A 24,824-nucleotide genomic window follows, 5' to 3' on the forward strand; every position below is an offset into this window, starting at 1 on the left:
CAGGGAGGCCGCCATGAGCCCTGATCCCGAACCGAACGAGGCCGCCGGGACCGCGCCGGAGCGGGGCGCGTCGTCAGCGCTCCCAGTCTTCCTGTCCACCGAGCACTGGAGCCTGCTCGGCACGCGCTCGATGACGTGGTCCGAGGTGATGAACCGCATCACGATCCACCTGACCGTCGTCTCGGCCTTCCTGGTCGTGCTCGTCCTGACCGCGCAGCGGACCGGCTTCGGCACGCCCTTCCGAGTCATGTCGATCGGGTTCGCGTCGGTGTCGCTCGTGATGGGCACCCTGACCGCCATCCGCGTCAACATGGCCAGCCAGGAGGATGCGTGCCTCGTGGCCGCGATGAACCGCCTCCGACACGCGTACGTCGAGCTGACGCCGGAGATCGAGCCGTATCTCACGGTGTCGACCCACGACGACGACCGAGGGGTCCTGATGACGTATGCCGTCGGGCAGCCGCGCAGTCTGCCGCTGCACGTCATGGGCAGCACCTCCTTCTTCCTCATGACGGTCAACGGCATCGTGGCCGGCACGCTGGGTGCCCTCGTGGCGAGCGCCGTCGAGGCCAGCACGCCGATCGTCGCGGTGGCGGGCGTCGTCACCGGACTGGCTTACGTCGCCGGCCACCTGGCCGTGGGACGGCGGGTGTTCCGGGGCAAGCCGTTGAACGCGCACCACCCGACGCCCGACTGAGCAGCCGGGTCGCCGTCAGGGCGTGATCGTGATCAGCAGTCCCGAGACCGTCGTCCCGCGGCTGGTGGTGACCGTCACGGCGTTGGACGCGTCCGGGGCCACGGGTGAACCCTTTACCCTCACCGCCCAGGCGCCTGTCGTGTCGACGGCAGCCGAGCCGACGAGCGTCCCCGACGCGCTGAGCCGCACCGTCACGAGGTCTGGGACGGGCGCCGTGGCCGTCCCCACGACGCGCCACTCGCGCGTCGAACGACGGTAGGACACCTGGGTCACCGAGACGGCGTCGACGCGAGGCGTCACCTTGACGGTGGCCGAGGCGGTGCCCCCCGGACCGGTGGTCCTCAGCGTGAAGGCGAGCGGCACGTCGGTGACCGGCATCGTGAACGTGGCACGGGCCGTGCTCGCGCCCTGGAGTGCGACGAGAGGACCGGCGTTCTGGGTCCAGCTGTAGCTGTCGACGCCGGCGGACGTCGACGCGTCCAGCGTGACGAGGTCCCCGGGGTAGGCCGTCTGGGCACTTCCCACGACCGCCGTGGGCGGGGCGACACCGGCGACGGTGATGACGACATCGTCCGTGCTCGGTCCACCGGGACCCGTGGCCGTCAACCGGAAGGTCAGGGCGCCGTCCTGCGTGGGCGCGGTGAACGTGACGCTGGGCGCGGTTCCCGTGAGCACGACGGGAGAGCCCGCCGTCTGGGCCCAGGCCAGCGTGGCGGCGTTGAGCGACGCCGACCCGTCGAGCGTCACCTTCTGGCCCTGCCGCACGACCTGGTCGGGGCCCGCGTTCGCGATGACCGGGTTGGGCAGGTTGGCCGTGCCACCGACCGCGACCGGGGCTGCGTCGCTGCCACCCGCCGAGGAGGTGACGACCACGTCCTGCGGCGGGGCGACGACGCCGGCGAAGACCTGCTGTCCGGCGGCGTCCAGTGCCCCGAAGCCCCGCGCCGTCAGGGTGGGCGGGGTCGACGAGGTGTCACTGGAGGTGGCCCTCACGGTGAGGTTGTGGGTCGCCGTGTCGTACGTCGCGGAGGTGACGATGACGCGGTCGGTCACGGTGGCTGCGACGACGGTGGCGGGGTTGTCGCTGGTGTTCGTCACCGAGACGCGTCCCGGCGGAGTGGCTCCGGTGAAGGCCACCCGTGCGAAGTACTGCCCCTTGCCGTCGGTGCCGAGGGTCGTCGGGGTGCCGCCCGGCAGGGTGGCGGTGACCACCTCGCCGGGCACCGACGTGGCGAAGACGTCGACGAACCCCCCGGTCGCAGACGTCCTGGAGTAGGTGGGCCGGCCCGCGTCGACGCCGAAGTTCTTGGCGACCTTCCCGGACAGGGCGAACAGGTCGGTGGAGATGCTGTTGACGCCCGGACCGCCGATGTCGGGTCCGTCGACGCGGAAGAGGTTGGTGTTGAGGGCGCTTCCGGTGACCTTGTGGAGGACGGCGGGGTCACCGACGTACTTGTCGCCGTTCGGTCCGGTGACCTGGCCGGTGTCCCACGTGAGGATCGGGTTGATGCGCGAGGTCAGGGCACCCGTGAAGTTGCCCGGGGCGACACCGACGTCCTCCGTGAAGTTGATCGACCGGGTGCCCGCCTGGGCCACGTCGAACTCGTCGACGCCGTAGGGATGCGTCACCGTGTAGTGGCCGGCGCTCGGGGTGTCGATCCTGATCCGGACGCGACCGAAGGTGATCTGCTGCCCCGGCGCCGGTCCCGCCTTCGTCGCGAACGACGACTCGAGCCCGGCGGTGTAGTCGGCGCTGGCACCCGCACCGAGCTGGATCCGCGCGGACGCCAGCATGTAGAAGGACTCCATCGGGTAGTTCGTCGGGAAGACGACCGGTGCGGCCGGGTCGAACCCGGTGTTGGCGACGATGCCGCAGAGCGGGTCCTTCGGGTCTATGCACTGGCCGACGGCCAGGCCGTTCGAGTCGCGGTACCAGGTCGGGAAGCCGTTGTCCGGGGCAACCGGACCGACGGCCGAGAGGAGCGACGGCGGGACCGTGGTCGGCGCCGCCCCGGAGATGAGTGCCGAGAAGGCGACCGCCGCGGCCGCGACCACCACCGTGGTCACGAGCCGCGGGAACCGTCGCGTGAGTCTCCAGACCGGGACGGCAGGTGTGGCCTTCCCTGAGCCGTCAGGGCTTCGGCGTGACCACGGTGTGCGGTTCATGGTGCTCTCCTGGTTCGGTCCTGCTCGGTGTCAGCAGGTGGCGCCGGGCGTGGGGCAGGTCGGGCCCTTGCTGGTGGGGAGGGCAGCACCGAGCGGCCGGAGGTCCGGCTGCGGAGTGCCCTCGACGCGCATGACGAACCAGAGCCCCGCATTCACCTGGTTGAGCATCAGCCCGTCACGCACGAGGTAGTCGCCGGGCGTGTGGCTGGGGCCGCCCGCGCCGCCGACGAGGTCGAAGATCCAGCCCGTCTCGGGGAGCAGCATCCCCGCCGCACTGCGGATCGTGCTCTGCGGGTCCTTGGCCTGGTAGTGCCAGCCGTGGCCCGACACGACGACCGTGTGAGCGCGTCCGCGGTCGGCGCCCTGGAGCACGCGGAGCCAGACGGGGTCGCCCGGGTAGGCCCGGAACACGCCGGTCGCCGGGTCACCGTGCAGTGCCGAGCTCATCGCGTATGCCGGGTCGCCACCCTGCGCCAGCCGGGGGCCGAGTCGCTCTGTGCGGTAGTTGATCCCGCGGTTGCCTCGTTCGTACGGATCGAGGTCGAGCGCCGTGTGGCCCGGTGGCAGGGCCGGCGGCACGATCGTCCCCGCGCGGTCACGCAGGGTGAGGCCGTCCTGCCACATGGCCACGAACTCCCTTGCGGCATAAGACGTCTTTTTCTCCGTCCAACGGACCTCGGCCTGCAGCCCGGTTGCGGTGGCCCCGGTTGCAGGGTCGAGCCACGTCGCGCCCGCCGGCTCGATGAGCAGCGCACCGAAGAGGCCGTGATGCCGGTTGCCGACCCGGTCACCGAAGTCGACGAGGGGAATCGACGCGGTTCCGACGTCGGTCGGGACCTGCCAGGTCATCGTCGTGCTCTCCCCCGGCCCGACGGTCGAGTCGTAGTTGTAGCCGACTGCAGCTCCGTCACCCTGGACGATCGGCGTGTCGACGAGCCCTGCGTGCAGGGACACCCGGTTCCCCCGGGGGAAGACCTCGGCCGCAGGAGGAGGCACGTCGCCGCCGTGCTGCGGAGGGCCCGTTGCCGGCAGGTGGTTGGTCAACCGCACGCTGATGCAGTCTCCCGACGTCGCCCGCAGGACCAGTGGCGTCGGCGCGAGCGTCCCTGCGCGCACGGCAGCCTCGTCAGAGGCGAGCACATAGAGCAGGCCGTCCGGGTCGTTGTCGCCCGTGTTGCCGTTGTAGACGATCGGGTGGTCCATGGCGACGACGTCGTAGGATCGTGCGGCCCCACCCTTGGGACACGCTGCCGCAGCCGGCGCTCTCTGAAGCGTGGTCCCGGGCTGCACTGCGGTCCAAGGGTTTCCGATTGCGGGCGCCGGTCGGTCCGGCAGCGGGGCGAGATCGGGCAGCAGCTTGTCGGCCGTGCGGAAGATCCCCCACATCCCCAGCCACTGGTCGTCCAGCGCGGTCGAGCCGTAGAGGTAGTCGCCGGGCTGGCCCGCCCCGCCGCTCAGGAGGGACGGTCCGCCGTTGTCGCTGCCGACTCGGGCGTGGTCGAGCTTCTCCTTGGCCGTCTTGTTCCCCTTCTTCGGCCGGCTCGACCCGGACCCCGAGACCAGCTCGAAGTTGAAGTACTCGGCGAGGGCCGCCCCCTGGATGTCTGTCATCGTGCTCAGCGGGTTGTCCGGCTCGTTGAGCCAACGGTGACCGTGCAGGGTGAAGCTGTGCACCTCCTCGTGCGCACCGGTCACCTGCCGGATCACGACGGGGTCGCCGGTGTACGCGCGCAGGACCGGCGTCGACGGGTCGCCGTGCACGACCGACGAGTAGACGTATGCCGGGTCGCCCGCCGGACCTGCCGCCCCCGGCGTGATGCGGGTCGCCAGAGGTGCGTTGCGGTAGTTGATCGCGTAGCCGCCCTGGTCCGCGCCGTAGTCGTTCACGTGAGGCGGGGGTGCGATGGCGTTGCCGTAGCCGCCGTCCTTCCACATCGGCACGCGGTCGGAGTAGAAGAGCGTGAACTCCCGGAAGCTGGGGCCGAGTGAGGACCGGATGTCGGCCATCGGCCCTGTGCCGTCGGTCGGCTGCCCGGTCGCGGGGTCGGTCCACGTCGCGTCGACGGGCTCGACGTTCATCGCCGAGAAGAGGCCCTTCTGCTGGTGCAGGTTGGCGTACTGGTGGTCGTGGAAGAAGACCGTGCGGAGCGGTTGGTCGACGAACCACCGGTACCCGTACGTCTGTCCGGGCATCGCGGCCTGCACGTAGTTCCAGCCGACCGACGTCCCGTCGGAGCCGAGCTCGTCGAACCTGACGAGGTGCACGTGCGCCGAGACCTCGCTCGTGGTCGTCTCGCTCTGGTAGACGCCGTCGTTGCGGTTGAGGTGGTCGATGGGCACCGAGGGGTCCTCGTCGAGGTTGAGGTCGTTCGTCAGGTAGAGCTGGACGCAGTCACCCTGCCGGGAGCGGATCGTGTACGGCTGCGGTGGCTCTCGACCGGCGAGCACGTCCTTCTGGTGCGACTCCTCGATGTAGATGCGCCCCTGGCGGTCGGTCCAGCCCGCCGAGTTGTACGTGATGGGCAGGTCGGTGGCGTGCGGCCGGTACACCCGGACCGGCGCGTCGGCGGGGCACGGGTCTATGGCGCCCGCGCCCGGCTTGTCCTTGGCGAGCGCCGGCAGGTTGGCCGCCTCCAGCGCGGTCGGCTCGCGCACCGTGTCCCCGGGTCGACGGATCGCGGAGAACGGGTCGCGCACGACGGCATACGGGATCCGGTAGGCGCGCTGGCCCACGGCGCCCTTGACGAAGAGCGGGAAGCCCGGGTGTGCCGCGTCCGCGGCCGGGGTCCTGCCGATGCGGTCGGGCAGCTGCTGCAGCGCCTCGAGGAGTGTGCCGTCAGGGTAGCGCTGGGTGCCGTCGCGGAGTCGGTCGAAGATGCGCTCGTGCCCCCAGAAGCCCTGCGCGAAGTGCGGATAGAGGTGGCAGTGGAAGATCGAGTCACCGATGGCGCCCTGCAACCCTCCGGCACCGCCCTCGATGTCGAACTCGTAGGCCTCTCCGGGGCCGATGCTCTGCACGTCCTTGCGCGGCGAGTTCGGGTTGCGCGGATCGGCGAACCAGCGCTGCGTGTGCTGGTGCCAGGGATGCGTCTCCTTGGCACCGGGGTGCACGAGGTGGAAGTGGATGGGGTCGCCCCGGTACGCCTTGGCGATCATGACGTCGGTGTCGGTCACCAGCGCGCCGCTCGCGTCACGGTGCACCAGCTTGCCCTCGTCGCCGAAGACCCAGGACTGCAGGTGCGACTCCTCGCTCATGCACTTCGCGCCCGGGTCGGCCACCACCTTGCCCAGCTCCGGCACCCAGCCGTCGCAGAAGTGGTCGCCAGGCGCGTACGTCGTGCCGTTGGGAAGCGTGATCGAGCTCGCGACGCCCTTCGGGTTCTCGACGGTCTTCGTGCCGCGGTGCTCGAGGATGGCGCGGAGCCGGTTGCGCAGCGGCTCGGAGCGGTAGTTGATGCCGAACGTCGAGTCGGCCAGGCCCGAGTCCGGCGCCGTCGGGTTGTTGTGCGTGCCGTCCTTCACGCCCTCGATCTCGTCCATGATGATCGCGGCGAAGCTGCGGAAGCTGGTGCCGCCGGGGACGTGCACGTCGGCGTTGACGTGGGTCTCGAGCGCGCGACCGGTCGTCGGGTCGAGCATGTCCTTGCCCGTCACCTGGTTGTGCCAGCTCGACCCGGCCGGGTGCACGATGACGGCGCCGAAGAGCCCGTGCTGCACGGCGTTCCCGTCGTTGCCCGTGCTGTCGATGTTGGCGACGTCGACGAGGGGAGCCTGCCCCTCGTGGTCCGCGTACCAGGTGTACGTCCGCTCCTCGCCGCGACCGACGGTCGTGTCGGGGTTGCGACCGATGCGCGCGCCGTCCGAGGTCGTCGGGTCGAACTGGACGAGCCCGTCCGGGTGGATGCCGACCCGCGCCGGGGGGACGGCAGGCGCCCCGTGCGCGCCTGCCGCGCCCGCGTCCCCGGGCTTGGGGACGGTCGGCTCGGGTTCGGGCGGGAAGGCCGTGGGCAGGTCGTTGTGCAGGACGACCTTGATGCAGTCGCCGACGGCGGCCCGGATGACGATGGGCTCGGCGAGCTGCGGGTTGGCGCGCAGCTGAGCCTCCCCGACCCGGGCGTCCGCGCCGCGCAGTGCGTAGAGCATTCCCTCGGGCAGGTGGTCGCCCCACCCGTTGAGCGGGATGTTGAGCGCCATGGCCCCGAGCTCGTACGTGATCGTGCGCGCGCCCGTGGGGCAGATGTCCGTCCCACCCGCCAGTGGGGCCGCGACCGGCGTCAGCGTCTGCGCCGTCGCGGCCAGCGCCGGGGAGGTCGTGGCGAGGACCGCCGGCACGCACACGAGGGCCACGACGGCCGCGGTCACGGGGCCACGCCCCCGTGCCGGACGTCGTCGCGCCGCGGAGAGACCGTCGAGGACCAGGTGCGCCGTCGCGGCCACGACGAGCGCGACGGGGGCGAGGCTCGACGCCGTCCTGACCGCGTCGGCGACGGAGCCCGGCGCCCCGGACCCCCACAGTGCCTGGGCGAACGGATGGTTGAGCAGGTATGCGGCGACGACCGCCAGCGTCATCGCAGTCGAACGCTGCAGCCACCGACCGATCCCCGCACGGGCTCCCGCCGCATCGAGCAGCCGGTCGGCGACGTGCTGGCCCGAAGCACCGAGCAGCACAGCCACCACGAGGAAGCTGGACAGCTCGCCCACGGGTGCCGGGGCGAGGTCCCGTCCCGTGCCGGCCAGCCATGCGGAGACGACCAGCCCGACGAGCAGGCTGCGCGAGAGCCGGACGCGCGATGCTCGGGCCGTCCCCCCGCCTTCCCGAGTCATCGCGACACCGCCACGGTCAGGACCCGGTCGTCGGACCCGTCCGGCACGACGACCCGGACCGTCGCAGACGCCGGGTCGGTGAAGTGCAGCCGTTCCTCCGCGGTCGCGTGCGGGCGCAGCAGCAGGTCACCCTGGAGGCCCTGCGACGGCGCGACGGCGGCCCCGTCCGCACCCTCGAGGTGGACCCTCGCGAAGGGCACCGTGACCGGGGCATCGGTGTCGTTGCCGATCCGGAGCACGACCTGGAGCTCGTCGCCGTGGTCACCGCTCTCGGCCATCGGCATCATCATCTGGCTCGCGGGCGGCATCGGCAGGGCCACCACCTGTGCGGAGACAGGGCCGAAGGAAAGGCGCGCGGAGCTCCCGGAGTCCGGCTGCGGCAGGACGTGACCGACCAGCACCAGCCCGGCCACGACGAGTGGCATCGGCACCACGGCAAGCCAGCGCAACCGCGTACGGTCGCGAACGATGACGTCGCTCCGCATCGCCCCTCCTCAGATGACCCCCCAGTCGTCTGTTGCGATGGTAGGGCGCTTCTGATGCGCCGGGAGGGCGAACCAGAGAAGACGGATTGGCTTGTGACACAAGCGATTCGCGGTCTAGGCGGCTTCGATGTGATTCGTCCTGAATCGCTCTGGAAGGGTAGGCTGACCTGACTTCAGGGCCCCTCCTCCTGCCCGCCCCGTCAGGAGATGGGAACCGCCTGAGAGAACGACGTGGCAAGCGCGGCACCGGTCTGCACGGTCAGCTGCAGCGTCCACGTGCCGCGGGTCGGGACCGAGCCCCTGAGCGAGGTCTCACCGGTGGCTGACGCGCCGCCGGAGCCGGCCGGTTCGAGGGGGAGGCGCGGCCCGCCGGGTGTCGTGCTGGCGATGGTGGCGCGCAGCGACGTCAGGGGCAGCCGGGCGCCGTCCGGACGGTGGACCCGCACCTCGATGACGATGTCACCGGCGCGCGGGTTCGGCACGTCGAGGTCGATCCGCATCGACGACGTCGTCACGGTGGCATGGAAGGGCTCGACGTAGTCCTGGCGCGCAGGCACGAGGACGACGAGTGCGGACGTGAGGGCCAGGACGGCGAACCCCACCGCCACCTCACCGACGACTCCCCGACGCAGCCGCCCGACCGCGCTCTCGTCGAGGGGGCCCTGCTCGCGGCCGGGACGCCGACGGGCGTCGGCCACCCCCGCGGCGGGGCGCGAATGGCCCGGCATCGCCGGGCTGGTCACGTGACGGCGCACCCAGAGTCGCCCGAGGTTGCCGAGCAGCACGAGCGCGGCGACACCGGCGACCTTGGCGAGGAGGGTCCACCCGTACTCCGTGCCGGTCAGTGCGTCCAGGGAGGCGACCTCGCGCCACGCGAGGTATGCGCCGGTGCCGACCATGACACCGACACAGCCGAACGCGAGACGTGAGAAGTGCGGGAGGACGGCCGCGAGGTCGGCGGCGCGACCCGAGGCCGTCAGGGACACCGCGACCAGGACGAGACCCCCGAGCCACAGGCACATCGCCAGCAGGTGCGCGACGGTGGCGACGACCGCGAGCGGCACGAGGTCGCCGATCGCCGCATGGCCGGCCAGCGCCCACGTGGCCAGGAGCCCGACGCTGAGGACCGCAGCGGCGGCCAGGAGCGCGGGTGACGCGCGGCGCCGTCGCGCGACCGTGGCGGTCGCGGGGCGGCGACGCCCCGAGTCGTGGGCGGGCACGGCAGCCGGCACGGTCAGCACGAGGGCCCACGCGAGCACGACTGCGAAGCCGACGACGAGATAGAAGCGCAGTCCCATCAGCTGGTCGAAGCGGCGCGAGTGGGAGTCGAGGGCCGAGGGCGACGACCAGATCGAGCTCAGCGACGCCCCGCTGGCCCAGGCCCCTTGGAGCAGTCGGCCACCGAGCGTGCTGAGCACCAGGAGTCCGAGCCCCGTCCACAGCAGTCGCCTGGTGCGCCGGTCCTGCACGCCCGCGGGCCAGAGCACCAGCACGGCGAGCAGCAGACCGGGGGCGAGCGCCAGGCCGACGAAGCCGAGGTCGCGCGCGACGCCCAGCAGGACGCCGGCCACGTCGTTCAGCCGGTCCGGGAGCTCGGCCGTGACCGTGCTCGGCGCTCCGACCGAGAAGCGGAACGAGCCCGTCACGGGGTGGGTGTCGGCAGAGCTGACGCTCCACGCGACCGTGTAGGTCCCCCGCGCGAGCCCTGCGGGCAGGGGCACGGCCACCGTGGTCCCGTCCGTGCCCACGGCGCTGACGGCTCCCACCGTGATCCTGCGCAGGTGGTCGTCGAAGACCGTGATCGAGCTGGATGAAGGGTCGACGGCCTCTCCGAAGGTCAGGGCCACTGCGGCTGGTGGGACGGCGAGGACCTTGCCGGGGCTGGGGTCGCTCCGCTCGAGCTGTGCGTGCGCGGCGGCTCGACCGGCGCCCCCCACGACGACGAGGACGAGGAGCAGCCAGGACCCCACCACGCGTACCGCCCAAGGTGAAGACCGCAACGTCCGACCTGCCCTTCGTGCCACCCCACAGCCGACGCCTCGAGTCGTCACGACGAGACTCGCACGGCAGGGTGCCGGCTGCCGAGGGATCACCGAGATCGGGGCCTCCTCGGCGGAGGGAGGGCGCGCCGGCCCGACTCGCGCACCACAGTCGCCGGCTCGCGGCCAGCAGGGCTCCCACGCGCCGGCGTGGATCGCCGGGGTCGCCGTGTCCTTCGCGCTCGGCCTGCTGCTCACCCGGACCCCCGCTGGCACGCCGCGTCGTGTGAGACCGGCGGGGAATGATCCACGGCCGACGGTGTTGTCACAGAATGTCGCCCTGCAGCCACCTGGAGGACCATGTCGACCTCGTCAACCGTCGGGTTCCGTTCGGACCGCGGCCCCGTGCTCATCGCCCTCATGCTGTCGACGTCGCTCATCGCGCTCGACTCGACGATCCTCGCGACCGCCGTCCCGTCCATCGTCGACGACCTCGGAGGTATGGGCCAGTTCCCGTGGCTCTTCTCGGTCTACCTGCTCGCGCAGGCGGTGTCGGTGCCGGTCTACTCGAAGCTCGCCGACACCGTCGGACGCAAACCGGTCATCCTCTTCGGGGTCGGCGTCTTCCTCGTCGGCTCGGTGATGTGCGGCTTCGCCTGGGACATGACCTCGCTCATCGTCATGCGCGCGGTGCAGGGCCTCGGCGCAGGAGCAGTGCTGCCGGTGACGGTGACCATCGCCGGTGACATCTACACCGTGGCCGAGCGCGCCAAGGCGCAGGGCTACCTCGCGAGCGTGTGGGCGACCTCGTCCGTCGTCGGGCCGACCCTCGGCGGGGTGTTCTCGCAGTTCGTCTCGTGGCGCTGGATCTTCTTCGTCAACATCCCGCTCTGCCTGCTTGCCGCCGCGATGCTGTGGCGCAGCTACTCCGAGTCGCTCGAGCGGCGCACGCACCGCATCGACTACGCCGGGTCCGCCGTCCTGACGGTGTCGTTGACCCTGCTGATCCTCGCCGTCCTCGAGGGCGGCCAGGCCTGGGCGTGGAGCTCGTGGCAGAGCATCGCCGCGTTCGGGGCCGGGGCGGTGCTGCTCGCCGTCTTCGTCGCGATCGAACGCCGGGCCGCCGAGCCGGTGCTGCCCTTCGAGGTCTTCACGCGGCGGCTCATCGTCGCGACCTGCCTCATCTCGGTGGGCATCGGTGCCGTGCTCGTAGGGCTGACGTCGTACGTGCCGACCTTCCTCGAGCGCACGACCGGGGCCACCCCCATCGTGGCCGGTCTCGCCGTCGCCGCGCTCACGGTCGGCTGGCCGATCTCGGCCTCGCAGTCGGGCCGCCTCTACCTGCGCATCGGCTTCCGACCCACCGCCCTCATGGGTCTGTCACTCGCCACCATCGGCTCGCTCGCCCTCTGGGTCGCCTCGTCCTCCCCGAGCCCGTGGACCGCGGCCGCAGCCTGCTTCGTCGTGGGCCTGGGGCTCGGCTTCGTGGCCACCCCGACCCTCGTCGCCGCGCAGGCCTCGGTCGCGTGGCACGAGCGGGCCGTCGTCACGGGCACCAACATGTTCATGCGGTCGGTCGGCAGCGCGGTCGGGGTGGCGATCTTCGGGGCCATCGCCAACGCCGTCATCGCTGCCCACGGCGGCGACGTCTCGGCCCCGGCGATCCGGGCCGGCTCGAGCGCCGTCTTCCTGGCGGTGCTCGTCGCGGCGGCCGTGAGCATCGTGGCGGGCCTCCTGATGCCGCACACGCGGGCCGAGGACGTCGAGCGGGCCGCGCCTGACCGCAACCCCGAGCTGCCCGAGACCGAGCCCTCGACCGAGCCCTCGACCGCCTGACCGGCGGGGGCCGCATGCGCGCGACCGACCGACCGCCACCACCGCACGGTCCACGCTCAGCCAGGCGGCATACGCCCTCTCGTGGCGGTCCGTCCGACCGAGCGGACTCAGCGGTCGCTCAGGCGGCACCCTTGACGAGGCGCATCACGGCACGCTCGAGGGCGTCACGGTCCCGCACCCGGACCAGTTCGCCGAGCTCGAGGCGGGCGCGGTCGGCCTTGGACAGGCGCGAGAGGCTCGGTGCGACGGTGCGACCGACTGCGAACTCGTCGAGGACGCGCGGATCGACGTACGACCGCCGTGCCACGGCCGGTGTGTTGCCGAGGTGCTCCGACACGACCTTCATCGCGTCCTTCTCCGCGCGCTTCTGGTCGCGCTCCGACTCCGCCGGGCCGTTGCGGGCCAACGCGACGGCCGCCGTGACGGTGGCCGCCCAGGTGCGGAGGTCCTTGACGGTGTACTCGTCGCCGACCAGCTCCTTGAATGCCACGTTGAGGTCGGTCGAGCTCAGCTCGTGCCAGCCGCTCGTGTTTCGGTAGACGAGCAACCGTTCGCCCGGGTAGCCACTTCGTTTGAGCGACAAAACGATTCGTGACAACAGCTGGTCGCTCAGGACCGCCTCGCGCGTGACCCCGGACTTCGCCGGGAACTCGAACGTCACGTCCTCGCCGCTGACGACGACGTGCGAACGCAGCAGGGTGGCGACGCCGTGCGAGCCGTGCTCGGCCTCGTACTCGTCGCCTCCACTGCGGAACAGTCCGGCGTCGAGCATCCGCAGACCTGCAGCCGTGACGCGCTTCTTGGTCAGGCCGCTGGTGCGCAGGTCTGCCGCGACCTGCTTGCGCGCGGCAGGCAGCTTGCGGGCGAGCGTGAGCACGCGGTCGTGCTTCTCACGGCCGCGGGCCTCGTGCCACTTGTCGTGGTAGAGGTACTGGCGTCGTCCGGCGTCGTCGGTGCCGACCGCCTGGATGTGGCCGTTGGGATACGGGCTGATCCAGACGTCCTTCCAGGCCGGTGGGACGACGAGCGCCTTGGCGCGCTCGCGCGTGTCAGGGTCGACGGCCCGCCCGTCCGGGTCGACGTAGCCGAACCCGTTGCCCCGCCGCACGCGCCGGATGCCCGGCTTGTCGATGTCGCTCCGTCGCAGTCGCACACCGGGGTGATACCCGATGGCGGCCGCGGCTCAATCACCCGTCAATCACCCGGTGCGGGCTACTCCGGTCTCACGCCGGCGACCTCCGAGGTCGCGTCGGTGGTCTCACCCGAGGACGCGGTGTGGTCAGGGCCGTCCGGAGTCGAGACGGGCACGATGTCGGGCACGTCGATCTGTGGCATGCCAGGTGGTTGCGGCGGGTCGGGAGTGACCGGTGGAAAGACCGATCCGTCGCTCTGCAGGTGGGATTCGTGAGGGGTCACGTCGTTGTTACCTATCGCCCCGAGTAGCGGTGTGAACGTCTTGCTCCTTCGACCATACCCGCGCTCCCAGAGCCCGAACCCTCATCTTCACGACCCCCGCATCAGGCGCGTGATCCGTCACTCTGAGAGGTGGGCGACTGCCCCCGACCGCAGATGGGACGAACATGAACGAAACGCACGGGCCCGCCGAGCCGCACCCCTGGGTGCCCGACGACCAGACGCCGCACACGTATGCCGTGCCCGCGCCCGGCGCTCATGCGCCCGAGCCGGCGTCGCCGCCCGCCTACGGCTACCCCCTGCCGTCGCTGACCCGTCGCAGGAGGGCTGACAGCGACGCGGCTCCCGGCGGCCTGAGGGTGTGGCTGCGGAGGACTTTCGGCCGCGGCTCCGCCGCCTTCGATGCGGCCGACGACCACGGGTGACCACCGAACACATCGAAGGCCGAGCGCCCGGGGGGCGCTGGGCTAGCGGGCTTCAGCGGGTGAGCACGGCGACTCGGCCCTGCTCACCCGATGCCCAGCACGCTCCGTCGCTCGTGCACTCGACGGAGTCGAAGCTGCCGGTGTCGAACGTCGTCCACGACCGTCCGCCGTCGGTCGACACGTCGGAGCCAGAGGGACCGACGGCGAGGACGGTCCGCGCCGTGCCGGAGACCCAGGCAGATCCGGACCGGTAACCGCTCGGGTTCAGCGTCGACTTCGTCCACGTCGCGCCGCCGTCGTCGGTCCAGGCAGCGTTGTCGACCGCCCCCGTCGGGGTCGCGAAGTCGCCGCCGACGACGACGCCGCGGCGGGCGTCGCGGAAGGTCACCGAGAAGACGCCGGCCGACGGGCCGCCCGCGACAGGGCTGTCTGCCACGGCCCAGGTGCGGCCGTGGTCGGTCGACGTGAAGACCCGGCCGGGGTCGGCGCCGCCGCTCGCCAGGTAGGTGCGACCTCCGACGCCGGTGGTGAGGCAGGTGCCGGACGCCGCGAAGGCGAACTCGGCGCCCTTCGCGGCGGGCATCCCGGCGGGGTCGACCGGCGACCACGACCGGCCCCCGTCAGAGGTCTCGACGAGTCGGAACCTCCCGTCGACGGGGTCGCTCACCGCCAGGCCGCGACGCGGTGAGCTGAACGCCATGCAGTCGTAGAACGCCAACGGGTCGGTGTTGCGGAACGTCTCGGTCCAGGTCGCGCCGCCGTCGTCGGTGCGCAGGATCCGGGAGTCCGTGCCCTCCCCGATCGAGAGGATCACCGCGTGCCGGGCATCGAACGCCTCGATGTCACGGAACTGCAGGGCACCGGTGCCGAGCCCCTGCGGGCTGACGTTCGCCCACGTCGCGCCACCGTCGGTGGTGCGCAGCACGGTCCCGTTGGTGCCGCTGACCCAGGCGACGTCACGCGAGACGGGCGCCAGGCCCCGGAACCGCTCGGTCGTGCCGGTCGGCGTGAGCGTCCAGCCATATGCCGTCGCCTGCGCCCCACGGGGACGCTGGGTGCCGCCCAGAGGCGACGAGACGGCATACGTGCTCAGGGAGGTGACGAGCGCGGTGGTGGCCGCGACGGCGAGGACTGGTCTGAGGACTGATCGGGTGCGAGCTCTCATACCTCGCGAAACTAGACCCGCCGTGACGAATCGGCGCGTTCAGCGGCCGGTGCCTCCGTAGACGATGGCCTCGTCGGCGGAGTCGAGCCCGAACGCCGTGTGCACCGCCCGGACCGCGTCGTCGAGCTGCTCGGCACGCGTCACGGCCGAGACGCGGATCTCGGACGTCGAGATCATCTCGATGTTGATGCCGGCCTCGGCGAGGGCTCCGAAGAACTTGGCCGAGACGCCCGGGTGGCTCTTCATGCCGGCGCCGACGAGCGCGATCTTGCCGATCTTGTCGTCGAGGCGCAGGTCCTGGTAGTCGACCTCGTGCTTGATCGACTGGAGCACCTGCATGCCGCGCGCGCCGTCGGCCTGGGGCAGCGTGAAGGAGATGTCGGTCTTGGCCGTCTCGGCCGCAGACACGTTCTGCACGATCATGTCGATGTTGATGCCGGCCTCGGCGATCGCGCCGAAGATCTTGGCAGCGATGCCGACCCGGTCGGGCACCCCGACGATGGTGATCTTGGCCTCGCTGCGATCGTGGGCGATGCCGGCGATGATCGGAGCTTCCACAGCGCCTTCTCCTTCGTAGGGGTTGTCCTTGATCCAGGTGCCGGCCTTCTGCGACCACGACGAGCGCACGTGGATCGGGATGCCGTAGCGGCGGGCGTACTCGACGCAGCGCAGGTGCAGGATCTTGCTGCCGTTGGCGGCGAGGTCGAGCATCTCCTCCATCGACAGGACGTCGAGCTTGCGGGCGCTGGGCAGCACGCGCGGGTCGGCGGTGAAAACGCCGTCGACGTCGGTGTAGATCTCGCAGACGTCGGCGTCGAGCGCCGCGGCGAGCGCGACGGCGGTGGTGTCCGAGCCGCCGCGGCCGAGGGTGGTGATGTCCTTCGTGGTCTGGCTGACGCCCTGGAAGCCGGCGACGATCGCGATGTGGCCGGCGTCCAGGGCGCTCTGGATGCGACCGGGCGTCACGTCGATGATGCGGGCCGCGCCGTGGGCGTCGTCGGTGATGACGCCGGCCTGGCTGCCGGTGAACGAGCGGGCCTCGGCGCCGAGCTGCGCGATCGCCATGGCCACCAGGGCCATCGAGATGCGCTCTCCCGAGGTGAGCAGCATGTCGAGCTCGCGGGCGGGCGGCGCCGGCGTCACCTGCTCGGCGAGGTCCATCAGCTCGTCGGTGGTGTCACCCATGGCGGAGACGACGACGCACACCGAGTTGCCGGCGCGCTGCGTCTCGACGATGCGGCGGGCCACGCGCTTGATGGCCTCGGCATCGGACACGGACGAACCGCCGTACTTCTGGACGACGATGCTCACACTGGCTCCCGATCTGCTCGGCGGACGGACACTGCTGAGGTGCGACCGAGTCTAGGCTCGCGCGCGCGGCGTCCACCGGGGCGTCGCGATGGTGAGATGTGCGTGGATCCGTCCGCCACGCCGCACGTTCTTGCGCGGGCTACGGGTGGAGCGCGTCGAACTCCGCCTCGCCCACGGCCTCGTCGTCGGCGTCGAGCCGCAGGTGGGCAAGGATCGACTGGAGGACGCGCAAGGCGGTCATGGCACGGTCGCCCCACTCGGACAGGTAGCTGAACTGCCACCACCAGAGCGCCTCGGTCTTGTCGCCGGCCGCGTAGTGCTTGAGGCCGTGGGTCAGGGCGACCGCGACGTCGACGAGGTCGTTGGTGACCGAGCCGTCGGCGCGGTCGGACGAGGTGATCGGGTCGATGACGTAGACGTAGTCGTCGATGCCGGCAAAGACGTTCGCGAGGCCCGTGCGCAGCGGGTCGGCGTCGTCGTCGGTGGCGTCGGGCTCGAAGCGCTGCTCCGGCACGACGTCCTGGATCGCGCCGAGCCGGGCCCCCGCGACGAGGATCTGGGAGAGCGCGAGCGTGAGGATGGGCAGCGCCGTGTCGGGAGCACTTCCCGAGGCCACCTCGGTCACCGAGGTGAGGAAGGCGCTGGCCTCGGCCGCAGTCAGGTCGGCGAGCCCCGACAGGTCGTCGACCTCGTCGCTGCGGCCCTCGGTCGCCTGGTCGTCAGTCATGGGTCCCAGCATGCCGTATGCCGTCGGGCCCGGTCGCCCGGGGACGTGGCCTCGACCCGGCCGGGCGGCCTACGACCTCGGGTGCGTGTCGGACGACGCGCGGCTCAGGCGTCGACGCGGCGACGGCCCTCGAAGGCCCGCCCGAGCGTGACCTCGTCGGCGTACTCGAGGTCGCCGCCGACCGGGAGCCCGGACGCGAGGCGGGTGACCGTCAGGCCGACGTCACGCAGCAGTCGTGAGAGGTAGGTGGCGGTGGCCTCGCCCTCGAGGTTGGGGTCGGTCGCGATGATGACCTCCTGCACCTCGCCCGAGGCCAGGCGGGTCATCAGCTCGCGGACGCGCAGGTCGTCGGGGCCGATGCCGTCGATCGGGCTGATCGCGCCGCCGAGCACGTGGTAGGTGCCGCGGAACTCGCGCGTGCGCTCGATGGCGACGACGTCCTTGGGCTCCTCGACGACGCAGATCGCGGTCTGGTCGCGGCGGGGGTCGGCGCAGATGCGGCACCGCTCGGCCTCGGCGACGTTGCCGCACTGCTCGCAGAAGCGGACCCTCGCCTTGACCTCGGTCAGCGCCGTGACGAGCCGCGTGACGTCGTCGGAGTCGGTCTGCAGCAGGTGGAAGGCGATGCGCTGCGCGCTCTTGGGACCGATCCCGGGGAGTCGTCCGAGCTCGTCGATCAGGTCCTGCACCGCGCCTTCGTACACACGGCAACCCTAAGCCTCGAAAACCCCTGCTGCGGACCGCCGCACCGGTCTAGCGTGACGAGGGAGGAGGCATCGTGGCCGAGCAGCGGGCGGGCCGGGTCGTGTCCCGGCGCAGCGAGCGGATCCAGGACGCCGTGCCGTTCCGGATGATGTTCGGCTTCCGCATGCACTCCGGGTATGCGGAGCGTCGCCTCGAGCCGGGCGTCCTCGACCTCACCTTCGGCGACCCGCACGAGATGCAGATGCCCGAGTACGTCGAGGCGCTCCGGTCGGCGGCGGTGCCGGAGGACGAGCTGTGGTTCGCCTACAAGCAGAGCGAGCGACCGGCCCAGGACGCGGCTGCGGCCTCGCTCGAGCGCGTCGTGCGCCTCGGGTGGACTGGCGATGACCTGCGGATGACGACCGGTGGTTTCGGCGCGATCACCGTAGCGATGAAGGTGCTCGCCGACCCCGGCGACGAGGTCGTCTACACACTGCCGCCGTGGTTCCTCTACGAGCCGCTCGCGCTCGAGGCCGGGCTGGCGCCCGTCAAGGTGAGGGCCGCTGAGCCGAGCTTCGACCTCGACCTCGGGGGCATCGCGTCGGCCCTCACGCCGCGCACCCGGATCGTCGTGGTCAACTCCCCCAACAACCCGACGGGCCGCATCTACCCACCGGAGCTGCTGCTGGGACTCGCCGGCCTGCTCGCCGAGGCGTCGGCGCGCTTCGGGCACCGCATCTGGATCGTCTCGGACGAGCCGTACAACCGGATCGTGTTCTTCGGAAACGAGTTCCACAGCCCTGCGGAGTTCTACCCGCACACGCTGGTCTGCTACTCGTACGGCAAGACCCTGCTCGCGCCGGGGCAGCGGCTCGGCTACATCGCAGTGCCGCCCGGTCTGGAGGGCCGCGACGAGGTGCTCGAGGCGGTCGACATGATGCAGATCGCCGCCGGCTGGCTCTTCCCGAACGCCGTCATGCAGCACGCGACGCCCGCGCTCGAGAAGCTCACGCTCGACGTCGCCGCCCTCGAGGCGAAGCGCGACCGGCTCGTCGGGGCGATGCGCGAGATCGGCTACGAGGTCGCGGTGCCCGACGGGACCTTCTACCTCTGGCCGCGCTCACCCCTCCCTGACGACGAGGCGTTCGTCGCTGACCTGTCGCGGCGCGGGGTGTTCGTCATGCCGGGTGCGCTGTTCGAGACACCCGGCTGGTTCCGGATCTGCCTCACGGCGACAGCGGAGACGATCGAGGCGGCGATCCCCCACCTGCGCGACGCCTTCGAGGCCGCCCGCAAACTACGCCACGGCGGAGTTGTCGAGGCGGATTCGGGCCAGATCCCGTAACAACCCCGCCCCGGCGGAGTTGTCGGGGCGGGGTCAGCTCGTGGGGCCGTCGGCGAGGGCGCTCTCCCAGCGCTGCTCGACCCGGCCGAGTCGCCACACGGCGACCGCGACGAGCCACGTGACCACGAAGAGCCCGACGATGAAGAAGCCGACGTCGCCGAGGTCGACCGACCCGATCCACGCGACCGGCCCGCTCGTCACTCCCAGCTTCTCGCCGAGCAGCCCGACGAGCTCGATGACGCCGACGACCAGGGCCACTGCGACCGACAGCGACGTGACGGTGATGTTGTAGTAGATCTTGCGCACCGGGCGGCTGAACGCCCAGCCGTAGGCCACGTTCATGAAGGCCCCGTCGAGGCTGTCGAGCAGCGACATCCCGGCCGCGAAGAGCACGGGCATCACGAGCACGGCATACCAGGGCAGGTCGGCGGCCGCGGCGCCGCCGGCCATGACGAGCAGCCCCACCTCGGTGACCGTGTCGAAGCCGAGGCCGAAGAGGAGGCCCACGGGATACATGTGCCACGGCTTGCGCACCGTCCTGGTGACGCGGCCGAGGACGCGGTTGAGGAAGCCGCGCTTGTCGAGCTGCCGCTCGAGCTCGGACTCGTCGTAGTGCCCGGCGCGCATGCGACGGAAGACCTTGAGGATTCCGACGAGCGCTGCGAGGTTGATGAGCCCGATGAGCACGAGGAAGACGCCGGAGACGGTGGTGCCCCAGACGCCGGTGACCTGCTGCAGCGTCGACCCGTCGTCCTCGATGGCCCCGGCGAGCGCGCGGATGCCGAGCGCCAGCAGCATCACCATGACGAACACGACCGAGCTGTGCCCGAGGCTGAACCAGAAGCCGACGCTCATCGGCCGCTTCCCCTCGCCCATGAGCTTGCGGGTGGTGTTGTCGATGGCGGCGATGTGGTCGGCGTCGAAGGCGTGGCGCATCCCGAGGGTGTATGCCGTCACGCCGAGCCCCATGCCGAAGACCTGGCCGGCGACGCGGTACTCCGCAGGCGCGACGACGAGCACGAGCAGTCCCCACCCGACCACGTGCAGCAGGGCGACGACGGCGGCCATGCCGGCGAGGCTGCGTCGCTCTCCCCGCGTGAGCTGCGCCAGCCCCGCCAGCCGCGCCAGCCTCGTCGGCCGCGAGGAGGGGGCGGTCGGCGAGGTCGCGGTGGGAGCAGTCACGGACCCACGCTAGATGCGACTGAGTCGCATCTGCAAGATGCTGCGTCGCGGACGCGATCCGGTCAGGCGGACGGCTCGCCCGCCGGCACCTCGTTGTAGGCGTCGACGCGCTCTTGGCCGCTCAACGCCGCGATGGCCTCCATGACGCGGTCGGTCAGCAGGCGACGCGCCTTGCCCGCCGGCATACCGGCGTAGTCCTCGACACCGATCGGCTCCCCGAACCGCACCGTCACCTTCGCCAGCTTCGGGAAGCGGGCGCCCACCGGCTGGATGTTCTCCGTGCCGACCAGGCCGACGGGGACGACCGGCACCTGAGCCGTGAGCGCGAGCCAGGCGACCCCGGTGCGCCCACGGTAGAGCCGGCCGTCGCGCGAACGCGTGCCCTCCGGGTAGATGCCGAACGCGTCGCCCGCCTTGAGCACCTCGAGCGCGGTGTCGAGGCTCTCCTGCGCCGCCGTCGGCGAGTGCCGGTTGACGGGGACCATGCCGACCGCGCTGAAGAAGCCCTTGCGCAGCAGGCCCCCGACACCGGGGCCGGTCCAGTACTCCTCCTTGGCGAGGAACCGGACCTGTCGCGGCGAGGCCAGCGGGATCGCGAACGAGTCGATGAACGAGAGGTGGTTGCTCGCGACGATGACGCCACCCTCGCGGGGGATGTTCTGCTTGCCCTCGATCGTCGGGCGGTACAGCGCATGGGACAGCGGGTACAGGAGGTTGCGCCCGAGGCTGTAGAACATGGGCCACAGCCTAGGGCCGCGGTCCGGTGGCGGGGTCGGGGCGTCCGCACCGACGCCGTGACGTTCACTCCTTGGTACGCGTGGTGCCGACGTCGGCACCACCCGGCCGTATGCCGTGGGCCGCGCTCGAGCGCCCGGCCTCAGGCCAACGCGCGGACCGTCCAGGCGCTGGCGGTCACGGCGAAGGCCCCCTCGGGCAGCAGCTTGCGGCAGCGATCGCGCAGGGCAGCGCGACCCGTGTCGTCCAGGGACTGCACGTGAGCCCCGGTCGGTCCCACCCCCAGGGTGTAGGGCTCCCACCAGTCCTCGAACCCGGCGTGCTCGACGGTGACGGTCAGCGTCGTCTCCTCGATCTGGTTGAGGCCCGCCTCGTCACAGAGCCGGGCCAGCTCGCCCTCGTTGACGCCCGGCAGGCGCGACTCGTCGACGACGTCGGGGTCGAGGTCACGTGCCGCCTGCCAGAACGTCGTGAGCGGTCCGCCCCCACCGCCGAGGTCCCACACGCAGGCGGCGACGGTCCCACCGGGACGGGTGACCCGGCCCATCTCGTGCAGGCCACCGACCGGGTCGGTGAGGAAGTGGACGACGAGCTGGGCGAGGGTCTGGTCGAAGAGGTCGTCGGGATAGGGCAGCAGCTCGGCCGTGCCCGTCTGAACGTCGAGGGTGGGAAACGCCTGACGCAGGGCGGCGAGGAAGTGCTGAGACGGGTCGATGGCCGAGACACCGTCCGGCCCGAGGCGTTCCACGAGCACCCGGGTCAGCGCCCCGGGGCCGCAGCCGACGTCGAGCGCACGGCCGGGCGCGGCGACTCCGGCCCAGTCGGCGAACTGCTCGGCGAGGGGCTCGGAGTATCGCCCCATGAAGCGGTTGTAGGCGCCCGCTGCCACCTCGAAGGTCACCATCCGAAAGTACCGCCGGAGAGCTCAGTGCGACTGCCGAATCCCCCATGCTCCCAACGACAGTCGGCACTCGCAGCGGGCCGGCCACAAACCCTGGAGCGAGGCCGACGGACCCGTTTGCCTCAGCCCGCGCGCTCTGCGTTGGGTCGTCAGATGACCCAGCCGGCATGAATCACCTCACGACCCAATGCCGAGGAGCCACCCGCGGCCACCACGCTGCAGGTGGCTAGTCCTCGAGCTCCTGCACGACGCGGCCCCCGAGCACCTTCTCGATGACGGCGCGGCCGATGTCGCCGGACTGCTCGATGTCCTCGTCGTCGTCGCTCACGGCCGAGTCGTCGGTGACCGGCTGAGGCGGCTGGTCGTCGTCGCTCGATCGTGACGACGCGGACCGCGAGCGAGCCTGCGCGAACGACTGTCGCACCGCGCTCGCTCCCCGCAGCGCCGATCCGGTGGGAGCAGCGTCGACCGACCCGGTCGAGGACGAGCTGGAGGCACCGGGGGCCGGCTGGGTGTCGGCCGCCGGCTCGGGCGCCGAAGGTCCGGTGGCCCAGTCGGGCGCGGGGCCGGTCACGGCGCCCCAACCGGGGTTCTCCTCGTGCGAGCGACCCGCGGTGGGGCTCAGACCCGAGTCCGCGAGTGACGAGGCACCGCGCTCATCGGTGCGCGGGGCGCCGCCCTGCTGGTTGCCCTTCTGGTCGCCGCCCTTCTGGTCGCCGCCCGCCGCGCGGGCGGACTCATGACCCGCGCCGGCATCACCCCACGACCCGCGCGAGGCGCCACCGTCGACCGGATCGGAGGAGGTGCCCGATCCGCCTGGGGCGGACGGCTCGGGATCGGGAGGTCCTGCCGGCACTGCCCCGGCGGGCGGAGCGACAGGGGCTTGCTGGGCGGCCTCGACGTGGACGCCGTCGACGACGGCGTCGACGCCGAGCTCGTCGATGAGGGCCTGCCGCACGATGTCGGCGTGGTTGCCGGCACGGAAGGTCTGGGTGAGGCCCGCGGTCGCGATGCCGAGCTTCAGGGTGCGGCCGTCGAAGGAGGTGACCTGGGCGTTCTGCGAGACGAAGGTCCAGGTGAGTCGGCGCATCGTGAAGATGCGGCCGAGGACGTTGGGCCACGCCCGGCGGATCGCGTCGGTGTCCATGCCGCCCGTCGCCGCCGGTGCCGGTTGCCCGGCCGCCTCGCCGTCGGGAGCCGACCCCTCGGCGGCCTGGGTCGCCGCTACCGGTGCAGCCGCGACCCGTGCAGCGGACTCGTCGGGGCGCGCAACGGCGCCCGCCTGCAGCGCACCCCGGTCGCCGCCGTCGGCGACGACGGAGGGGCCGCCCACAGACTCGCGAGGCGTCCCGACGGGCGGCGCACCGACCTCGGCGCGAGCGGCGTCCACGCGCCCGGCGTCGTCGGGGCCGATGACGGCCCCGACGTTCGAACGCCCACCGCCTCCCATCCCTCCGGCGGAGTGCGAGGAGCCACCGGAGGCGCCGCTCGAGGGTGGGGTGTAGTCGGAGACCGTGCGACCCGGAGCGCTCACCCCGGCCGGAGCAGCCGCCGGTGACGACGCGGGGACCGGCTGGGGCGCGGGCGCTGCGGCGGACGGCATACCGACGCCGCCGGAGGCGCTGGGAACGCCGCCGACGTCGAGGCGACGCTCGAGACGGTCGAGGCGGGCGGCATACCCCTGCTCGCCCGACGACCCGGGGAGGAGGATGCGCGCGCAGATCAGCTCGAGCTGCAGGCGCGGCGCGGTGGCGCCGGTCATCTCGGTGAGGCCGCTGTTGACGATGTCGGCGGCCCGCGACAGGGCTCCGGGCCCGAACGCCGACTGCTGGACCCGCATCCGCTCGAGCTGGTCCTCGGGCACGCCGCGCAGCACCTGCGAGACCCCGTCGGGGATGGCCGCGACGATGATGAGATCGCGCAGCCGCTCGAGGAGGTCCTCGATGAAACGGCGTGGGTCATGCCCTGACTCGATGACCTTGTCGATCTGCCGGAAGGTGGCGGCGCCGTCGCCTGCCGCGAGCGCGTCGACCGTGCTGTCGAGCAGCTCGCCGTCGGTGAAGCCCAGGAGCGAGACCGCACCGTCGTAGGTCAGACCTTGAGGACCGGACCCGGCGATGAGCTGGTCGAGCACCGACAGCGAGTCACGCACCGATCCGCCGCCGGCGCGCGTGACGAACGAGAGGACACCCGGCTGGACGGCCACCTGCTCGGACTCGAGGAGGCGCTCCATGTAGGTGGTGAGCTTTGCCGGCGGGACGAGGCGGAAGGGGTAGTGGTGCGTGCGCGAGCGGATGGTGCCGATGACCTTCTCGGGCTCGGTGGTCGCGAAGACGAACTTCACGTGCTCGGGCGGCTCCTCGACGATCTTGAGCAGCGCGTTGAAGCCCTGCGGCGTCACCATGTGCGCCTCGTCGATGATGTAGATCTTGAAGCGGCTCTGCGCGGGGCCGTAGGAGGCGCGTTCGCGCAGGTCACGCGCGTCGTCGACGCCACCGTGGCTCGCGGCGTCGATCTCGATCACGTCGATGCTGCCCGACCCGCCACGCGCGAGCGCCACGCACGAGTCGCACGTGCCGCACGGCTCGGGCGTCGGGCCTTGCTCGCAGTTGAGGCAGCGGGCCAGGATGCGCGCGCTCGTCGTCTTGCCGCAGCCCCGCGGGCCGCTGAAGAGGTAGGCGTGGTTGACCCGCCCCGTGCGCAGCGCCTGCATGAGCGGCTCGGTGACGTGCTCCTGCCCGATGACGTCGGCGAAGCTCTCGGGCCGGTAGCGGCGGTACAGGGCGGTGGCCATGCGGGAAACCCTAACCGTCCGCGCCGACGCCGGTCCGCCCGGTGAACAGGACCTGACGGTTCGCTGTGGGAGCCGGCAACGGGGTGGTGGCTGTCGGCGCACCGACCTAGGGTCGAAGGCACTCAAGGTCCGGGTGCAACGAGCGCCGTCAGCGA

The 24,824-nt window shown here is 71.7% G+C and carries 17 protein-coding genes; 4 read left to right on the plus strand and 13 right to left on the minus strand.

Features of this window, described 5'->3' with window-relative positions:
- Positions 1 to 13: 13 nt before the first annotated feature.
- Entirely contained in the window at positions 14 to 697 is a 684-nt protein-coding gene (locus tag AB4091_RS03775) for a hypothetical protein (protein ID WP_442290394.1), read from the plus strand.
- Between the two features lie 15 nt (positions 698 to 712).
- Here the strand turns inward: AB4091_RS03775 and AB4091_RS03780 are convergent, their stop codons facing one another.
- The 4 genes from AB4091_RS03780 to AB4091_RS03795 all read right to left on the minus strand — a co-directional run bounded on the left by AB4091_RS03780 (position 713) and on the right by AB4091_RS03795 (position 10,145).
- The gene (locus tag AB4091_RS03780; RefSeq protein ID WP_442290395.1) at positions 713 to 2,764 is read right to left on the minus strand and encodes a PKD domain-containing protein; all 2,052 of its coding nucleotides are present in this window, start codon (positions 2,762 to 2,764) and stop codon (positions 713 to 715) included.
- Between the two features lie 129 nt (positions 2,765 to 2,893).
- A complete protein-coding gene (locus AB4091_RS03785; protein ID WP_442290396.1) occupies positions 2,894 to 7,687 on the minus strand; it encodes a hypothetical protein in 4,794 nt (1,597 codons plus the stop codon).
- Positions 7,684 to 8,172 (minus strand): hypothetical protein, encoded by a 489-nt coding sequence (locus tag AB4091_RS03790; protein WP_442290397.1) that lies wholly within the window; start codon positions 8,170 to 8,172, stop codon positions 7,684 to 7,686. The genes AB4091_RS03785 and AB4091_RS03790 overlap by 4 nt, the downstream gene beginning before the upstream one ends.
- 200 nt (positions 8,173 to 8,372) lie before the next feature.
- Entirely contained in the window at positions 8,373 to 10,145 is a 1,773-nt protein-coding gene (locus tag AB4091_RS03795) for a copper resistance CopC/CopD family protein (RefSeq protein WP_442290398.1), read from the minus strand.
- A gap of 366 nt (positions 10,146 to 10,511) precedes the next feature.
- Here AB4091_RS03795 and AB4091_RS03800 point away from each other — a divergent pair, with 366 nt between their 5' ends.
- Positions 10,512 to 11,987: an MDR family MFS transporter gene (locus AB4091_RS03800; RefSeq protein ID WP_442290399.1), complete on the plus strand. Its 1,476-nt coding sequence runs from the start codon at positions 10,512 to 10,514 to the stop codon at positions 11,985 to 11,987.
- A gap of 118 nt (positions 11,988 to 12,105) precedes the next feature.
- On the opposite strand, the gene AB4091_RS03805 is transcribed toward AB4091_RS03800, so the two are convergent.
- The gene (locus tag AB4091_RS03805) at positions 12,106 to 13,140 is read right to left on the minus strand and encodes a DNA topoisomerase IB (protein WP_442290400.1); all 1,035 of its coding nucleotides are present in this window, start codon (positions 13,138 to 13,140) and stop codon (positions 12,106 to 12,108) included.
- 427 nt (positions 13,141 to 13,567) lie between these two features.
- Between AB4091_RS03805 and AB4091_RS03810 the strand changes: the two genes are divergently transcribed.
- Positions 13,568 to 13,825: a hypothetical protein gene (locus AB4091_RS03810; protein ID WP_442290401.1), complete on the plus strand. Its 258-nt coding sequence runs from the start codon at positions 13,568 to 13,570 to the stop codon at positions 13,823 to 13,825.
- Between the two features lie 52 nt (positions 13,826 to 13,877).
- Here AB4091_RS03810 and AB4091_RS03815 read toward each other — a convergent pair whose 3' ends face one another.
- From AB4091_RS03815 to recR, 4 genes are all read right to left on the minus strand, one after another.
- Entirely contained in the window at positions 13,878 to 14,990 is a 1,113-nt protein-coding gene (locus AB4091_RS03815) for a WD40/YVTN/BNR-like repeat-containing protein (RefSeq protein WP_442290402.1), read from the minus strand.
- A 39-nt stretch (positions 14,991 to 15,029) separates the two neighbouring features.
- Positions 15,030 to 16,301: an aspartate kinase gene (locus AB4091_RS03820; RefSeq protein WP_442290403.1), complete on the minus strand. Its 1,272-nt coding sequence runs from the start codon at positions 16,299 to 16,301 to the stop codon at positions 15,030 to 15,032.
- 139 nt (positions 16,302 to 16,440) lie between these two features.
- On the minus strand, positions 16,441 to 17,028 hold the full coding sequence (locus tag AB4091_RS03825) for a DUF5063 domain-containing protein (RefSeq protein WP_442290404.1): 588 nt from the start codon (positions 17,026 to 17,028) through the stop codon (positions 16,441 to 16,443).
- Positions 17,029 to 17,132: 104 nt separating this feature from the next.
- The gene (recR, locus tag AB4091_RS03830; protein ID WP_442290405.1) at positions 17,133 to 17,732 is read right to left on the minus strand and encodes a recombination mediator RecR; all 600 of its coding nucleotides are present in this window, start codon (positions 17,730 to 17,732) and stop codon (positions 17,133 to 17,135) included.
- A 74-nt stretch (positions 17,733 to 17,806) separates the two neighbouring features.
- Between recR and AB4091_RS03835 the strand changes: the two genes are divergently transcribed.
- Positions 17,807 to 19,057, plus strand: coding sequence for an aminotransferase class I/II-fold pyridoxal phosphate-dependent enzyme (locus tag AB4091_RS03835; RefSeq protein ID WP_442290406.1), 1,251 nt, complete (start codon positions 17,807 to 17,809; stop codon positions 19,055 to 19,057).
- A gap of 33 nt (positions 19,058 to 19,090) precedes the next feature.
- Here the strand turns inward: AB4091_RS03835 and AB4091_RS03840 are convergent, their stop codons facing one another.
- From AB4091_RS03840 to AB4091_RS03855, 4 genes are all read right to left on the minus strand, one after another.
- Positions 19,091 to 20,239, minus strand: coding sequence for a HoxN/HupN/NixA family nickel/cobalt transporter (locus AB4091_RS03840; protein WP_442290407.1), 1,149 nt, complete (start codon positions 20,237 to 20,239; stop codon positions 19,091 to 19,093).
- Positions 20,240 to 20,301: 62 nt separating this feature from the next.
- Positions 20,302 to 20,976, minus strand: a complete 675-nt coding sequence (locus tag AB4091_RS03845; protein WP_442290408.1) for a lysophospholipid acyltransferase family protein — start codon at positions 20,974 to 20,976, stop codon at positions 20,302 to 20,304.
- A gap of 140 nt (positions 20,977 to 21,116) precedes the next feature.
- Positions 21,117 to 21,878, minus strand: a complete 762-nt coding sequence (locus AB4091_RS03850; protein WP_442290409.1) for a class I SAM-dependent methyltransferase — start codon at positions 21,876 to 21,878, stop codon at positions 21,117 to 21,119.
- A gap of 223 nt (positions 21,879 to 22,101) precedes the next feature.
- Positions 22,102 to 24,669, minus strand: a complete 2,568-nt coding sequence (locus AB4091_RS03855) for a DNA polymerase III subunit gamma and tau (RefSeq protein ID WP_442290410.1) — start codon at positions 24,667 to 24,669, stop codon at positions 22,102 to 22,104.
- Between the last annotated feature and the right edge of the window lie 155 nt (positions 24,670 to 24,824).

The sequence above is a fragment of the Terrabacter sp. 2RAF25 genome (assembly GCF_052115265.1).
GTDB lineage: Bacteria > Actinomycetota > Actinomycetes > Actinomycetales > Dermatophilaceae > Terrabacter.

Excerpts from the sequence above, each read along its gene's own strand:
- AB4091_RS03815 (WP_442290402.1), bottom strand. The coding sequence starts at position 14,990 with ATGAGAGCTCGCACCCGATCAGTCCTCAGACCAGTCCTCGCCGTCGCG.
- AB4091_RS03855 (WP_442290410.1), bottom strand. The coding sequence starts at position 24,669 with ATGGCCACCGCCCTGTACCGCCGCTACCGGCCCGAGAGCTTCGCCGAC.
- AB4091_RS03850 (WP_442290409.1), bottom strand. The coding sequence starts at position 21,878 with ATGGTGACCTTCGAGGTGGCAGCGGGCGCCTACAACCGCTTCATGGGG.
- AB4091_RS03845 (WP_442290408.1), bottom strand. The coding sequence starts at position 20,976 with ATGTTCTACAGCCTCGGGCGCAACCTCCTGTACCCGCTGTCCCATGCG.
- AB4091_RS03775 (WP_442290394.1), top strand. The coding sequence starts at position 14 with ATGAGCCCTGATCCCGAACCGAACGAGGCCGCCGGGACCGCGCCGGAG.
- AB4091_RS03790 (WP_442290397.1), bottom strand. The coding sequence starts at position 8,172 with ATGCGGAGCGACGTCATCGTTCGCGACCGTACGCGGTTGCGCTGGCTT.
- AB4091_RS03825 (WP_442290404.1), bottom strand. The coding sequence starts at position 17,028 with ATGACTGACGACCAGGCGACCGAGGGCCGCAGCGACGAGGTCGACGAC.
- AB4091_RS03785 (WP_442290396.1), bottom strand. The coding sequence starts at position 7,687 with ATGACTCGGGAAGGCGGGGGGACGGCCCGAGCATCGCGCGTCCGGCTC.
- AB4091_RS03800 (WP_442290399.1), top strand. The coding sequence starts at position 10,512 with ATGTCGACCTCGTCAACCGTCGGGTTCCGTTCGGACCGCGGCCCCGTG.
- AB4091_RS03810 (WP_442290401.1), top strand. The coding sequence starts at position 13,568 with ATGAACGAAACGCACGGGCCCGCCGAGCCGCACCCCTGGGTGCCCGAC.